13 protein-coding genes are annotated in these 14,152 nt (G+C 71.4%); 12 read left to right on the top strand and 1 reads right to left on the bottom strand.

The window, feature by feature from the left end; genetic code table 11:
- Positions 1-89: 89 nt before the first annotated feature.
- Positions 90-1,841, bottom strand: coding sequence for an FAD-dependent monooxygenase (locus tag ACFULQ_RS45390; RefSeq protein WP_383556607.1), 1,752 nt, complete (start codon positions 1,839-1,841; stop codon positions 90-92).
- Positions 1,842-2,115: 274 nt separating this feature from the next.
- Here ACFULQ_RS45390 and ACFULQ_RS45395 point away from each other — a divergent pair, with 274 nt between their 5' ends.
- The 12 genes from ACFULQ_RS45395 (at position 2,116) to ACFULQ_RS45450 (ending at position 14,033) form a co-directional block, all read left to right on the top strand.
- Complete coding sequence (locus ACFULQ_RS45395; protein ID WP_383556609.1) at positions 2,116-3,300, top strand: FAD-dependent monooxygenase; 1,185 nt, start codon at positions 2,116-2,118, stop codon at positions 3,298-3,300.
- Between the two features lie 20 nt (positions 3,301-3,320).
- Positions 3,321-4,304: a dihydrodipicolinate synthase family protein gene (locus tag ACFULQ_RS45400; protein ID WP_383556612.1), complete on the top strand. Its 984-nt coding sequence runs from the start codon at positions 3,321-3,323 to the stop codon at positions 4,302-4,304.
- Positions 4,301-5,770: an aldehyde dehydrogenase family protein gene (locus tag ACFULQ_RS45405; protein WP_383556615.1), complete on the top strand. Its 1,470-nt coding sequence runs from the start codon at positions 4,301-4,303 to the stop codon at positions 5,768-5,770. The genes ACFULQ_RS45400 and ACFULQ_RS45405 overlap by 4 nt, the downstream gene beginning before the upstream one ends.
- Positions 5,771-5,793: 23 nt before the next feature.
- Positions 5,794-6,309, top strand: a complete 516-nt coding sequence (locus ACFULQ_RS45410) for a cupin domain-containing protein (RefSeq protein ID WP_383556618.1) — start codon at positions 5,794-5,796, stop codon at positions 6,307-6,309.
- 215 nt (positions 6,310-6,524) lie between these two features.
- On the top strand, positions 6,525-7,421 hold the full coding sequence (locus ACFULQ_RS45415; RefSeq protein WP_361279287.1) for a hypothetical protein: 897 nt from the start codon (positions 6,525-6,527) through the stop codon (positions 7,419-7,421).
- Between the two features lie 19 nt (positions 7,422-7,440).
- Positions 7,441-8,013 carry a 3-phenylpropionate/cinnamic acid dioxygenase subunit beta gene (locus tag ACFULQ_RS45420; protein WP_361279289.1) on the top strand — a complete coding sequence of 191 codons (573 nt, stop codon included), beginning with the start codon at positions 7,441-7,443 and terminating at the stop codon, positions 8,011-8,013.
- Positions 8,014-8,075: 62 nt separating this feature from the next.
- Positions 8,076-9,497 carry an SRPBCC family protein gene (locus tag ACFULQ_RS45425; protein ID WP_361279292.1) on the top strand — a complete coding sequence of 474 codons (1,422 nt, stop codon included), beginning with the start codon at positions 8,076-8,078 and terminating at the stop codon, positions 9,495-9,497.
- Positions 9,490-10,197 (top strand): SDR family NAD(P)-dependent oxidoreductase, encoded by a 708-nt coding sequence (locus ACFULQ_RS45430; protein WP_361279294.1) that lies wholly within the window; start codon positions 9,490-9,492, stop codon positions 10,195-10,197. The genes ACFULQ_RS45425 and ACFULQ_RS45430 overlap by 8 nt, the downstream gene beginning before the upstream one ends.
- A complete protein-coding gene (locus ACFULQ_RS45435) occupies positions 10,185-11,447 on the top strand; it encodes an FAD-dependent oxidoreductase (protein WP_361279296.1) in 1,263 nt (420 codons plus the stop codon). The genes ACFULQ_RS45430 and ACFULQ_RS45435 overlap by 13 nt, the downstream gene beginning before the upstream one ends.
- A 4-nt stretch (positions 11,448-11,451) precedes the next feature.
- Positions 11,452-11,640 (top strand): ferredoxin, encoded by a 189-nt coding sequence (locus ACFULQ_RS45440; protein ID WP_361279298.1) that lies wholly within the window; start codon positions 11,452-11,454, stop codon positions 11,638-11,640.
- Between the two features lie 471 nt (positions 11,641-12,111).
- Complete coding sequence (locus ACFULQ_RS45445) at positions 12,112-12,657, top strand: cupin domain-containing protein (protein ID WP_361279300.1); 546 nt, start codon at positions 12,112-12,114, stop codon at positions 12,655-12,657.
- A 152-nt stretch (positions 12,658-12,809) separates the two neighbouring features.
- Complete coding sequence (locus ACFULQ_RS45450; protein WP_361279302.1) at positions 12,810-14,033, top strand: FAD-dependent monooxygenase; 1,224 nt, start codon at positions 12,810-12,812, stop codon at positions 14,031-14,033.
- The last annotated feature ends 119 nt before the right edge of the window (positions 14,034-14,152 follow it).

Raw genomic sequence — 14,152 nt, forward strand, 5'->3', positions numbered from 1 at the left:
GGCTCTGCACCACGGCATCGCGTGCACCTGTATGAGGGTTCCCCAGGCGTGACGGGACCTCGACGCTCCCAGGAAGTCCCCCGGCGCTCCTACCCGGAAGCCCCCTCCCCCGCCGTCGCGGCGGGCGTGCGGTCGAAGCCGCACAGCGGGCGCAGCAGGCGCGGGCCGTCCTCGGGCTGCTCGTCGCCGGACCACGCGACGTGCATGTCCGGGCGCACCAGCACCAGTCGCCGTTGGTACACGGCACCGGCCTCGTCGGGCAGGTCGAGCACGGTGAGAGGGATCCCGACATCCCTGGCGGCCTCGACCAGCCCGGCCGCTTCCGGTGCGTCGGAGCCGACCCGCAGCAGGGTCAGGCCCTGGCCCAGCCGGTCGAACACCGCGTCGCCCTCGGCGAGCCAGAAGTGCGGCAACCGGACCCCCGGCAGCACGCTGGGCACGTAGCTGCCCATACCCCCCTCCCCCTCCGGCGGCTCCGCGTCCGTGCCGGCGGCCAGGCCCGGCGAGCCGGCGTACCGCGTGCCGAGCTGGATGCCGAGGCTGTGCCACTGGGCCCGGTCGACCTCGTGCAGCCGCGCACCGACCTGCGTGCGCAGCTCCGCCCCCTCCACGGTGTCCTCGTGGAGCCGCGGATCGGCCAGGGCGTCCTCGATGTAGCCGCCGATGGAGGCCGCGGCGCGTGACGTCGACTCGCCGACCGACCGTCGCTCCAGGGCGTAGTCGTCGAGGAGGTCCGGGGTCCCCCAGCCCGCGTGGAGCGCGGCGAGCCGCCAACTCAGGGCCACGGCGTCGGCGATCCCGGCGTTCATCCCGAAGCCGCCGAGGTTGACCCAGATGTGGGCGGCGTCGCCGGCGAGCAGTACCCGGCCCCGGCGGAACGTGTCGGCGACCATCCGGCGCGGGGTCCAGCGGACCACGTCGATGATCTCGTAGGGGAAGTCGCGGCCGACGGCCTCGCGCAGGGCGAGGTGCGGATCGGCGCTTTCGAGGTCCTGCCCCTCCCGCACCCGGGCGTGGCACAGATACTGGGAGTGCCCGTCGAGCTGCATGAAGGCTCCGTGGTGGTGCTCACCGTGCCACCAGTACCACCACCCCGGGCGGGGTCCGGGGATCTCCAGCTTCTCGCTGCGGAAGTGGATCGACATCCGACGGTCGCCCACCCTCGGGTCGCCCACGAACCTGGCGCCCACGGCCCGGCGCACCTCGCTGGCCCCGCCGTCGCAGCCGATCACGTATCCGGCGCGGTAGCTCACGGGCCGCCCGGTGGCCATCTCGGTCCCGTGCACCGTGACCGAGTCCTCGTCCTGCGTGAGCCCCTCGACCCGGACGCCCCGCCGGACGGTGACGCTCGCGTAGCGTCGCAGTTCCTGTTCGAGGATCGGCTCCAGGTAGATCTGCGAGATCCGGTGCTGGAGTTCGGGCGTCGGCCACTCGGCCGCCTCGGGCGCGGTGCCCGCGAACACCTCGTCGGAGGAGGAGAGCCGGAAGCGGGTCAGCTCGTATCCGGTGATGCTCGTGGTGTAGACGGCGTCGGTGGCCTGGTCGCCGGGCAGCCCGGCACGCCGGATCCGGTCGGCCAGCCCCCAGCGGCGGAAGTACTCCATCGAGCGGGCGTTGGTGGTGTTGCAGCGCGGGTTGGCCGTGGTGTGGGTGCTCTGTTCGAGCAGGATCACGGGAATGCCGCGCCAGCCGAGGTCGAGCGCCAGACTCATGCCGACCGGGCCGCCACCGACGATGACATAGGGCGCGTCCAAACCGGCGGAGGTCGTCGCGGCGCTGCCGCCGGGGCGGTCGGCCTGCGCGGGGCGCGCCGTCGAGGGCGTGTTCCGCGGGGCGCTCATGACTCCCCCGCCGAGGCGCGCGAGGGCCGGCATGCCGCGGTGCGCGCGAACCGGTTTCCAGTGGGCCGGGCAGCGCGGTGCCGCCCGCACGGGGTGAGCAGTCGCCCCCGCCCCCGCGGCGTCGGCGGCGACGCTTCGCCCGAGGTCTCGCACGAGAGGGGCCACGCTCGCGGGCCCCGCCGGTTCTGGGACAAGGATGCTCGAACTGTTTGACAGGCCATGACTCCGAAGATAGCTTAGCGAACATATTTCGTATAGCGAAACGAGGTGCATTGTGGTCGATCAGATCCGCGTGGCGGTGGTCGGAGGGGGGATCGGAGGACTGGCCGCGGCCGGGGCACTGCTGCACCGTGGCGTCGACGTCCACGTGTACGAGCAGGCACCCGAGCTCGGCGAGGTGGGCGCGGGTGTCCTGGTCACCCCCAACAGCCTCCGGCTGCTGGAACGCATAGGCCTCGCCGACGAGCTTGCCCGGGTGGGCGGAGCCGTCGGAGAGGGGTCCACCTACTACCGGCACGACGGTCAACCGGTCTCCCGGATCCTCACCGCCGACTCCAACGGCTGGAACGGCATGTACGGCATGCACCGCGCCGACCTGCTCGGGGTGCTCGCCGACGCCCTCCCCGCAGAGCGCGTACACACCGGCCACCAGTGTGTCGACTTCCGCCAGGACGCCGACGGCTGCACGGTGATCTTCGCGAACGGCGAGGAGGCCCGAGCCGACGTCGTCATCGCCGCCGACGGCATCAACTCCACGCTGCGCCTGCACGTCGTGCCCCCCGTGGAGGTCATCGACTCCGGGTCCGTCGCCTACCGCGGCCTCGTGCCCGCCAAGGCGGTGCCGTCCTGGCGGCCGGGCGTCTCACAGCTGTGGATGGGCGAACAGAAGCACTTCCTGACCTATCCGCTGCGCCGCGGCGAGCTGATCACCTACATCGCCTTCGTGCCCTCGCAGCGGCAGGCCGCGGAGTCCTGGTCGGCGCCGGGGGACGCCGACGAGCTGCGTGCCGCGTTCGCGGGCTGGGACGAGCCCGTCACCACCCTGCTCGACGCGGTCGAGACCACCTACTGGTGGGGGCTCTACGACCGGATGCCCCTGGACCGCTGGACCTCCGGCCGGCTCACCCTGCTCGGCGACGCGGCGCATCCGATGCTTCCGCACCTCGGCCAGGGCGCCAACCAGGCGATCGAGGACGGCTTCGCCCTGGCCGCCCACCTCGCGACCGCCGCCGACATCTCCTCCGCCCTGCAGGCCTACGAGGCCCAGCGCCGCCCGCGCACCAGCCGGGTGCAGCACGAGGCGCGGCTCAACGGCCGGCGCTACGACTCCCACTTCGACGACCTCGAAGAGCGGGACAGTCAGATCACCAACACCGTCGACCTGCGACTCTGGTTGTACGACCACGACGCCGAACTCGAAGCCCTGGGCAAGGCGTCCTCCGCCGTCCAGGCCGGCTGAAGCCAGGAAGGAGCCACAGCATGCGCATCCAACTCGACGACATCACCGGGGTACTGGCGATCATGCCAACCCCGGCGACCCCGGACGCGTCGGATCCCTCCGTGCTCGACACCGTCGACCACGAGGAGTCCCGCCGGGCCGTCGACGCGCTGATCGCCGACGGCGTCGACGCCGTGATGATCACCGGCACCTTCGGCGAGTGCGCCACGCTCACCTGGGACGAACACCGGGCCTTCGTGACCACGGTGGTCGAGCAGGCGGCCGGCCGGGTGCCGGTGTTCGCCGGCGCGACCACGCTCAACACCCGCGACACCATCGCGCGGGCCAGGGCCTTCGCCGACATCGGCGTTTCGGGACTGCTGCTGGGACGCCCCATGTGGTCGCCCTGCGACGACTCCGCGGTGGTCGGGTTCTACCGTGACGTGGCGGCCGCCGTCCCCGACCTCGGCATCGTCGTGTACGACAACCCGGTCTCGTTCGGCGGCAAGATCTCCCCGAAGGCCTACGCCCAGCTCGCCGCCATCCCGCAGGTGATCGCCGCGAAGTACCCCGTCCTCGGCCCGTCCTTCCTCGCCGATCTCGACGCCATGGCGGGCCGGATGCGGCTGCTCCCGGTCGAGCGGGACTGGTACTACACGTGGCGCTGGGCGCCGGACGCGATGACGGCGTGCTGGAGCGGCAGCGCCTCCTGCGGGCCCGCACCCGCGGTCGCCCTGCGGGACGCCATCCGCGAGGGACGCGCAGAGGACGCCGAGACCATCGCGCTCGGCTACCGGCACGCCGCGCAGACCTTCTTCCCCCAGGGGAGCTTCGAGCTGTTCTCCAAGTACAACGTGCAGCTGGAGAAGATCCGGATCGACGAGGCCGGCTACCTGCACGCCGGTCCCAGCCGACCGCCGTACGTGGAGTGCCCCGACGTGTACGCCGAGGGGGCCCGCGAGTCCGGCCGGCGACTGGCCGAGCTGCACCGCACGTACGCCGCCGTCCCCACCGCCGCGCGATGACGGCCACAGCGCAGGAGAGCGTGGGGACACTGCTCCATCTCGTCGGCGGGTCGCACGAGGAGGGGCGCGGCAGCTTCGACGTGCGCGATCCCGGCCGCCCCGGCGATGTGGTCGCCGTGGTCGCCGACGGTGGCGCGGCGGAGGTGGACCGGGCCGTCGCCGCGGCCCGCGCCGCGGGTCCCGGCTGGGCCGCCACCGCCGTCGCCGAGCGGATCGCCCGGATCGCGGCCGGGCTGGAGACGGTGGCCGCCGCCGGCGACGACCTGGCGGAGACCCTGGCCCGCGAGAACGGCGCCCTGCGGCGCGAGGCCAGGCTGGACATCGACCGCAGCATCGCCCTGTTCCGCAGCATGCTCGACCTGGCCCCGGCCCACCTCGAACCCGTCGTGCTCGACAGCCCGGCCGACCGGGTGACCATCCACAAGAAGCCGGTCGGCGTCGTGGGCATCGTGGTGCCGTGGAACTCCCCGATGGTGCTCGCCGCGAGCAAGGTCGCTCCGGCCCTGGTCACCGGCAGCACCGTGGTGGTCAAACCGTCCCCGGAGGCCCCGGTGGCGCTGACCCGGGCGCTGGCGCTGCTGGCCCGCTCCCTGCCGGACGGCGTCGTCAACGTGGTCAACAGCACCGGCGACGCCGGCCCCGCACTGACCGCCCACCCGGATGTCCGCAAGATCTCCTTCACGGGCAGCACCCAGGTCGGCCGGCAGGTCATGGCCGGCGCGGCGGGCACCCTGAAGCGGATCAGTCTGGAACTGGGGGGCAACGACCCGGCGGTGCTGCTCGACGACATCGACGTCGAGTCCGTGGTCGGGCCACTGGCCGCGGGCGCGTTCACCCGCGCCGGGCAGATCTGCTTCGGGGTGAAACGGGTGTACGTGGCCCGCTCACGGTACGACGAGCTCGTCGAGGCGCTGCGCGCGCACCTGGCCGGCTTCACCGTCGGTCACGGCCTCACCGACGAGGTGTCCTTCGGCCCCGTCATCAACCAGGCCCAGGTCGTCCGGCTGCGGGAACTGGTGGACCGTACCCGCGCGAGCGGGGCGAGCGTGGCCGAGCTGGGGTCGCTCACCGACGAGGCGGCCACGAGCGGCGGCGCCTACCTCCTGCCGACCCTGGTGACCGGCATCGGCCAGGACGCCGAACTGGTCGCCACCGAGCAGTTCGGACCGGTGCTCCCCGTACTCCCGTACGACACCGTGGACGAGGCGGTGGCGCTGGCCAACGACAGTGAGTTCGGGCTCGCGTCCTCGGTGTGGGCGACGGACGTCGACCGCGCCGGCGAGGTGGCGCTGCGGCTGGAGGCGGGATGCACCTTCGTCAACAGCCACAACCTGTGGTCGCTGTCGTTCGCGATGCCCTTCGGAGGCGTCAAGCAGAGCGGCATCGGCCGTGAGCGTACGGCCCTGGGGCTGCAGGAGTACGTGGAAGACCATGCGATCCGCTGGATCAAACCGAGCGGTTCCTGAGCCGAGAGACAGGAGACGAGGACGTGACGACAGACGACGAGCTCGCCGAGTTCCGTCGGGGCATCGCCGAGCAGCGTGAGCCGCTGCCCCGCGGCAACAAGCAGGCACGGATGGTCATCCGGGGGGCCGATCTGAAGTGGTACACCCCGCCCGGCCACAACCCCTCGCACCTCGCGCCGGTGCTGGGCACCCCCATCCGCTCCTTCGAGCTGTTCATGCAGGAGCTGCCTCCGGGTATGGCCTCGGACATGCAGCAGCACCATCACGAGGCGGTGCACTGCATCCTGTCCGGCAGCGGGTACAGCGAGATCGGTGACCAGCGCTGGGAGTGGGAGGCGGGCGACTTCGTCTGTGTCCCGCCGATGGAGTGGCACCGCCACTACAACGGCAGCGAAGAGCATCCGGTGCGGATGCTGCTGGTGGAGAACTCCCGGCTGCTGGACGCCCTGGGGCTGAACTACCGGACCTCGGAGGGTTTCATCACCTGGGCGGAGCTGGTGGAGCGACAGCGCGGCACCACGGATCAACAGGGATCTTGACGGATCCCTCCGCATCCCGCGACCGGCGGGATGCGTCCCCAGCGCCCCGCCGCGGTCGCTTCGCCCCCACCCGGTCGCCCTCGGCGGTGACCGCGCGCGCCGACGAGGACGGCAGCGCGAGGCCCGCCACCGGAAGCCCGAACGGTGTCTTGACGTCTCAAGTCATCCGTGATTAATCTGAAAAAACTTTCGGAATACGAAAAAAGGAGCCCGAGGTGAGTCAGACCACCGTCCAGAGCGGGGTCGAGACGGATCGCGCCTGGGTGTGCCTGTCGCACAGCCCCTTCATGACCCTTCCCGGCAACCAGGACGCGGGGCCCGAGTACCGGGCCGCCGTCGAGGACGTGAAGAAGTTCATCGCCGACTTCGCACCCGACCTGGTGGTGATGTTCGCGCCCGACCACATGAACATGCTCATGGAGGTCCGGCCCCCGTTCACCGGCGTCCTGTCCGGCTCGACCCTGCCCGAGTTCGACATCCCGAGGATGGAGCTCACCATCCATCCGCTCGCCGCCGAGGTCTACACCTCCGTCGTGCAGAGCGGCGTCGACCTCGCGGTCGGCGAGGGGGTCAGTGTCGACCACGGCACGGGGCTGACACTGCTGCAGCTCTTCGACGAGCCGGGCGCGGTGCCGCTGCTGCCCATCGTGGTGAACGCCATCGGTTTCCCGCTCTTCCCGGTCTCCCGGGCCGCTCGGCTCGGACAGGCCTTCGGACAGGCGCTCGCGGCACACGACGCACGCGTGCTCTACATCGGCACCGGTGGTCTGAGCCACCACCCGCCGTTCCCCGAGCCGCAGCCCGGCGCCCGGCGGTTCGACCCCGAGCAGCGCGCGGCCTCGCTGGCGACGGCCCTGGACTATCTCGATCCGGAGTGGGACCAGGCACTGCTGGCGGGCATGACGGAGGGACAGCAGGACCTGTTCGCCCGCGTCGAGCAGCCCGAGATCGACCCGCGAGGCGGCGGCGCCAACGAGATCCGCACCTGGGCCGCGGCCTGGGCGGCAGGCGGCTCCACCCCGGCCACCTACACCTCGTACGAACTGGTCGAGAAGTGGATCACCGGGATGGGCGTGGCCTTCGGATCGGGCCGCCGGCCCGTGAGCAGCTGAGGCAGGAAAGGTGCCCCCCATGAATTCCGTCGTCAACGAGCTCGGCAAGGACACCGTCGAGCACACCCTCGACCAGGTCGACCCGCGCGCCATGGCCCTGCAGTGGAGCATCGCGCAGTTCCTGTACCGCGAGGCCGACCTGCTCGACGAGCGCCGCTTCGACGAGTGGCTCACCCTGCTCCACGACGACGTCGAGTACCAGGTGCCGATCCGCCGCAACGTCCACTCCGGCGACCTCGCCCGCGAGAACACGAGGGGCGGCCGGGACGCGATGTGGTTCGACGACGACAAGCGCACCCTGACGATGCGGGTGACCCAGCTGAGCACCGGGGAGCACTGGGCCGAGGAGCCGGTCTCCCGGGTCTCGCACCTGGTCACCAACGTCCGCCCGGTCCTCGTGGCCGAGGACCGGGTCGAGGTCACCAGCCGTTTCGTGGTCCAGCGCAACCGCGTCGACACCGAGAGCGACCTGTTCGTCGGCCGGCGCCACGACACGCTCGTACCCGCCGCGGGCTCGTGGCTGGTCCGCAAGCGGGTGGTGCTGGTCGACCAGAGCGTGCTCCTCGCCAAGAACCTGACGATCTTCCTGTAACGCATGCCGAGGCGCACCCGACGGGACGGGCCAGCGGCCGAGCAGAAATGAGAGCAACAACGATGACACCCGGTGAACGCAACGATCCTCTCGACCTCTCGACGCTGGTCGACGCCGAGCAGGGGATCATCAGCCGCAGGATCTTCGTCGACGACGACATCTTCAAGGCAGAGCTCGCCCAGCTGTTCCGGCGCGCCTGGCTGTTCGTCGGCCACGAGTCGCAGATCCCGGAGCCCGGGGACTTCTTCTCCTCCCGGATGGGCACCGACTCGGTACTGCTGACCCGGGACACGGAGGGCGAGGTGCACGTCCTCCTCAACTCCTGCCGGCACCGGGGCATGAAGGTGTGCCGCTACGACTCCGGCAACACCCTGGACTTCACCTGCCCGTACCACGGCTGGTCCTACTCGGTCGACGGCGAGCTGGTGGACACCCCGGGAGACCTGTTCGGAGTGCCGCACCTGCGCAACGCCTACGGCGGCAAGCTCCGCCGCGAGGACTGGGGGCTGGTGCGGCCGGGCCGGACCGTGAACTACCGCGGGCTGATCTTCGCCACCTGGGATCCCGACGCCCCCTCCTTCGAGGACTACGTCGGCAGTTTCCGCTTCTGGCTCAACAACCTCGCCGACAGTCTCGGCGGAATCGAGGCCGGCGCCGAGACGATCGTCGGCGTGCAGAAATGGCGCGTGCCCGCCAACTGGAAGTTCGTGGCGGAGAACTTCCTCGGCGACTCGTACCACGCCGACACCACCCACGCCAGCGTCGAGTCGGTCGGCATCGGTCCCGCGGGGGCCGGCGGCACCCGGCACGGCACGGGGCCGGGCGCACTGGCCGCCCGCCGGGCCACGTTCCAGCGCTCGGTCACCTGGCCCGACCTCGGCCACGGCGCCTGCGACTCGCCCGACGAGGACCGGCCCTCGCCGACGTTCGCCGACCACCCCGAGCTCACCGACTACTTCGCCGAGCTCTCCCGCGCGCGCCGCGAGACCAGGCTCGCCGCCGGGCACCCGGTCGGTGCGAACGGTCCCGCCACCATGTTCCCGAACATGTCCCTGCACGCGCTGGGCTTCCCCAAGACCATCATGGTCGCCCACCCGATCTCCGCCCACGAGACCGAGATCTGGCGGTGGTACGTCGTCGACAAGGACGCCCGCGACGACGCCCGCGAGTGGCTGCGCCACTACTACCTGCGCTACTCCGGCCCGGGCGGGCTGACCGAGCAGGACGACCTGGAGAACTGGGACTACGCCACACAGGCCAGCCGCGGCACCCGCGCGAGCGAGCTGCCCTACAACTACGCCCAGGGCCTGGGCATGACCCGGCCCGCCTCCGTGGAGGGGGCGCTGGAGTCGACCCACTGGTCGACCGAGGAGAACGCGCGCAACTTCTACGCCCGTTGGGCCCGCGTGGTCCAGGGCGAGAGCTGGGAGTCCCTGATGAAGCCGGCCGGCACGCGCCACCAGACCGAGGTGAACCATGGCTGAGATCCGACGCACCGCGATCGTCACGGGTGCCGGCTCCGGCATCGGGGCCGCCGTGGCGACCCGTCTGACCGCCGCCGGCTACGAGGTGGTCGCCGTCGACAGGTCCTTCCCGGAAGCCACGTCCGGAAAGGCCCAGCACCGTGTGGCGGGTGACATCGCCGACCCGGACACCGCCGGGGCGGCCCTGGACCGGGTGAGTGGTCCGCTGGACGTGCTCGTCAACGCGGCGGCCATCCGTCCGACCGGTCCGGCCACCCAGGTCTCCGACGACGACTGGCGGCGCACCTTCGAGGTGAACGTCGTGGGGTCGGCGTCGTTGGTGAGGGCCGCCGCGCAGCGGTTGCGCGACGACCACGCCTCCATCGTCAATGTCGCCTCCGGGGCGGCGTTCGGAAAGCCGAGCCTCGGCGCCTACGGGGCGACCAAGGCCGCGCTCGTGAGCTGGTCACGCACCCTCGCCACCGAGCTGGCGCCGCGCGGCATCCGGGTCAACGTGGTAGTGCCCGGCGCCACCGAGACGGGGATGCTGGTCGAGGCGAGAGCCACCGGGACCGGCACCGACAGCGCTCGGGCCGCGCGCAACCTGGGCGGCGTGGTGCTGGACCCGGACACGGTGGCGGCGGCCGTCGAAGGTGTCATCGGTCTGCCCGCGGTCACCGGAGCCATCATCCCGATCGGCCTGCTGCCATGGGTGTGGTGAGGGTGCCCGAGCAGGTGGTGGTGGTCGGCGCCTCGCTGGCCGGCGTCCGAGCCGTACAGGCCCTGCGCGAAGAAGGTCACACCGGGCGGATCGTGCTCGTGGGCGAGGAGCCGCATCTCCCCTACGACCGGCCGCCGTTGTCGAAGCGGATGCTCACGGAGAACTGGCCGGTCCAGCAGATCGCCCTGCTCGACCAGGAGGAGTGGGACGAACTCGAGGTCGACGTCCGGCTCGGGAGCAGAGCCGTGGGGCTCGACGTGTCCGCCCACGAGGTGCGTCTCGCCGACGGCGAGATCGTCGCCTACGACGGGCTGGTCATCGCCACCGGAGCCGGTGCGCGGACACTTCCGGGGACGCCCGTGCCGGCCCCTGGCGTGCACACGCTGCGCTCCCGCGACGACGCCCTCCGGCTGCGCACGGCGCTGCGCGGGTCCCGGAGCCTGGGCGTGATCGGTGGAGGCTTCATCGGCTCCGAGGTCGCCTACGGCGCGAGCGGTCTGGGCCTGGAGGTCACGGTGCTCGAACGGGGGGCCGGGCCGATGGCCGAGGTGCTCGGCCCGGACGTGGCGGAGGGCCTGGCGAAACTGCAGGCCGCCTACGGGATCGACCTGCGGACCGGCGTCGAGGTGACCAGGCTGGTGCCGCGCGACGCCCCCGGCTCCCGGGTCGAGGTGCACACCGCCGACGGGAACGTCCTCACGTTCGACGAGGTCCTGGTCAGCATCGGTTCGCTGCCCCGCGTCGAGTGGCTGGAAGGCTCCTCGCTCCGGATCGACCACGGACTGCTGTGCGAACCCACCCTGTTCGCGGGTGACGACATCGTCGGCGCCGGGGACGTGGTACGCGTGGTGGACGCCGACGGCTCGGTCGGGCGCCGCGTCGAGCACTGGACCGACGCGTCCCAGCAGGGCGAGCTCGCCGCCGCCAACCTGCTGGCGGGCCGCGAGAAGGCCGAGCCCTACAGAGCACTGCCCTACGTATGGTCGGACCAGTTCGGGCTCCGGATCGAGGTCCTCGGCGATCCGGCCGGGGCGGACGAGGTGGTCGAGGTTCCGTCGGCCGTCGGCGGCACGGCCGCCGGGGGCGGGAGCGGCGACCCCCGCCTGTACCGCTACCACCGGCGCGACGAGACTGTCGCGTACGTCGGCATCGATGTGCCCAAGGAGATCCTGGCGCTGCGCCGGGCCGCCCCGACCCGCTCCGACCTGACGCGGGTCCCCCAGGAAGTCAAGAGCAAGAGGCAGAGGTGACCTCATGAAGATCGAAGCCGACCAGTCCGCCTGTATGGCCTACGGCAACTGCGTGGCCGTCGCCCCCGACGTCTACGACCTCCCGGACCAGGTGGTCGAGGTGATCCTGCCCGAGATCCCGCCGGAGCTGGAGGCGGCGGCCAGAAAGGGCGCCCGCCGGTGCCCGGCCAAGGCCCTGACGGTCCTGGACTGACTGACCCGGTCCCGGACTGACTGAGCGAGCCCGTACGCCTTGTCCCGGCTCTGGAAGGAGCCACGGACCGCGCGTCAGGCCCATACCGGGACGGTATCGGCCCCACCGAATGGGACTTGGACAGGGCGGCCCTCGCAGGGGTTGGCTGGTCGTACGACCTACCGGCTTCCGGGCGACTCGTCGTCGGGGCCTGCCCTCCCGGGCAACGGGGGCCCGAGTCGCCGCGCCCGTCCGGAAGCAGAAGCAGACCTGAGGTCGAGATCGTTTCCCCCCACACCCCTGGTCACCGCGAGCACGTGGTCGGCACCGGCGCAGCTGGTGCCGACAGGCAGGTGACCAGGCTGGTCCGGCCGCCTGATGCAGGAGACGGGCCACGGTGCGTCCGCGCTGCGGGACGGAGCCGATCGGACCCGGCGTGGACCGTGTCCGCGCCGAGCACGTCTCTTACGCACACCATGGAGGTAATCACACATGACCACCACACCCCAGTCCTCCGAACACGAGCCCACCACGGTACGGCCGCTGGTGTGGGACCCGGAGGAGATCCAGAAGCGGGTCTCGCTCATCGAGGCCGGAGACGGCGAGATCACTCTGGACGGCACGCTGCAGATGAAGCTGCTGGAGGCGGGTGACACCACCGCCGGAAGGCTGGCCGTGGGCATCGCGACCGTGCAGAAGGGCCGCAACTCGGGACTCCAGCACCGGCACCAGAAGCACGACGAGGGCTTCTACGTCCTGTCCGGCCGGGTGGAGTTCAGCGTCGAGAAGGAGACGCGGATCGTCGGCCCGGGCACTTTCATCATGGTCCCGCCCGGGGCACCGCACGGCTTCCACAACCCCTTCGACGAGGAGGCCGTGATGTTCTGCACCTTCTCGCCGAGCCTGTACGTCGGCCTGTTCCGGGAGATGGCCGAGATCATGCGCAAGGACCCCACGCAGCTGGGTCCGGTCGAGGAAGTGGCAAGGCGCTACTTCACCGAGTTCTCGGAGGAGTACGCGCGGCCTCCGATCGACTAGCGGCCGGCCGTCGCTGACGGCCGGAGCACCAGACACGGACCGCACCGACGCCGGCGGTGCGGTCCCGCCGGGACCGCGTGGGTCCGGGCACGCAGGACCGCGCCGGCATTCACTCAGGGACAAGGAAGTTTCTCGTGAAGAACCAGCTTCGTGTGGGAATAGTAGGCGGCTCGCTCGTCGGCATGACCGCGGCGGTCCTGCTGCAGCGCCAGGGACACGCCGTGACCGTGTTCGAACGATCCACGGGGACATTGGACGAACGGGGTGCGGGCCTCGGCCTTCCGCACACCTTCCTCGACGAGCTCACGGAACTCGGGCTGTTCGACCCCGAGGCGCGCGGGCTGCGCAGCTCGGTCCGTCGGGTGTTCTCCGTCAACTCCGGGGACCTGCCGCTGGGCAGGGTCGTCGGCACCCAGCCCATGATCGTCGAGATGCAGCACTGGGGTCTGGTCTACCGCCAGATCTCCTCCCGGGCCCAGGACGTGGACATCCGTCGGGGCACGACCGTGTCGAAGGTGGTCCCGGGCGAGCGGAGTTCCGCGGTCCACCTCCCCTCGGGCGCCGTCGAGGAGTTCGATCTCGTCGTCGGCGCGGACGGCTACCGATCCCGCGTCCGGTCCGACCTGTTCCCGGACGCACGGCCCACGTACAGCGGGTACCCGGTCTGGCGCGGTGTCGTGGACGAGGCCCGGATCTCCGACATCTCTCCGGTGGAGGACAGCTTCCAGAGCATCGGCACCAAGAACGGTGGCACGGCGATCTACCTGGTCCCCGGCCACAAGGGCGAGCACGCGAAGGGACTGCGCCGGCTCAACTGGGCCTGGTACGACGGCAACGCCCCGCTGGATGTGCTCGGCGCCGAGTACGACGACGAGGGCCGGGTCACGAGCCTCCAGGCCGTCAGCGCGGGCGAGAAGATGCCGGACGCCATGCAGGAGTACCTGCGCTCGGCAGCCGAGAGGTACCTTCCCCCGTGGCACCGCGACATCATCCTGAACACCCCCGACCCGGCCATGCAGGGCATCTGGGACCTGGAGCTGCCGCACTACGTGAACGGCACGGCCTGTCTGGCGGGCGACGCCGGCAGCATCGCCCGTCCGCACACGGCCAGCGGAGGCGTCAAGGGAATCACGGACGCGCTGGCGCTGGCCCGTCTGGTCGGGGCTTCCGACACCCTCGACGAGGCGCTCGCCGCCTACGACATCGAGCGACCCGCCGCCGGTGCCGCCCTGGTGAAGGTGGGTCAGGCCTTCGGCTCGCAGCAGGTCCTCGACGCGCCCGACTACAGCACCATGGACCAGAAGGGCTTCGAGGCCTGGATCGCCGAGGGCGCGAGCGCCATGCACTACGCCTTCCGGGAAGCGGCGAAGGCCTGACCGTCGAGGCCTTCGGCGAGCGTCGGGCAGCGACGGGGATCCGGCTTCGGTGTTCGCCGCCGCCCGGCCTCCACGCTGACCGACGGTCGCCGTACGGGGTGGTGCGCCCGGCTCAGGAG

The organism is Streptomyces sp. NPDC057253 (genome assembly GCF_042669125.1).
In the GTDB taxonomy this organism is placed as follows: Bacteria; Actinomycetota; Actinomycetes; order Streptomycetales; family Streptomycetaceae; genus Streptomyces.

What these genes read in the sequence shown, in the direction of transcription:
- ACFULQ_RS45400 (WP_383556612.1), top strand. Translation starts at nt 3,321, where the DNA reads ATGCGCATCCAACTCGACGACATCACCGGGGTACTGGCGATCATGCCA.
- ACFULQ_RS45405 (WP_383556615.1), top strand. Translation starts at nt 4,301, where the DNA reads ATGACGGCCACAGCGCAGGAGAGCGTGGGGACACTGCTCCATCTCGTC.
- ACFULQ_RS45435 (WP_361279296.1), top strand. Translation starts at nt 10,185, where the DNA reads ATGGGTGTGGTGAGGGTGCCCGAGCAGGTGGTGGTGGTCGGCGCCTCG.
- ACFULQ_RS45430 (WP_361279294.1), top strand. Translation starts at nt 9,490, where the DNA reads ATGGCTGAGATCCGACGCACCGCGATCGTCACGGGTGCCGGCTCCGGC.
- ACFULQ_RS45390 (WP_383556607.1), bottom strand. Translation starts at nt 1,841, where the DNA reads ATGAGCGCCCCGCGGAACACGCCCTCGACGGCGCGCCCCGCGCAGGCC.
- ACFULQ_RS45440 (WP_361279298.1), top strand. Translation starts at nt 11,452, where the DNA reads ATGAAGATCGAAGCCGACCAGTCCGCCTGTATGGCCTACGGCAACTGC.
- ACFULQ_RS45445 (WP_361279300.1), top strand. Translation starts at nt 12,112, where the DNA reads ATGACCACCACACCCCAGTCCTCCGAACACGAGCCCACCACGGTACGG.
- ACFULQ_RS45425 (WP_361279292.1), top strand. Translation starts at nt 8,076, where the DNA reads ATGACACCCGGTGAACGCAACGATCCTCTCGACCTCTCGACGCTGGTC.
- ACFULQ_RS45420 (WP_361279289.1), top strand. Translation starts at nt 7,441, where the DNA reads ATGAATTCCGTCGTCAACGAGCTCGGCAAGGACACCGTCGAGCACACC.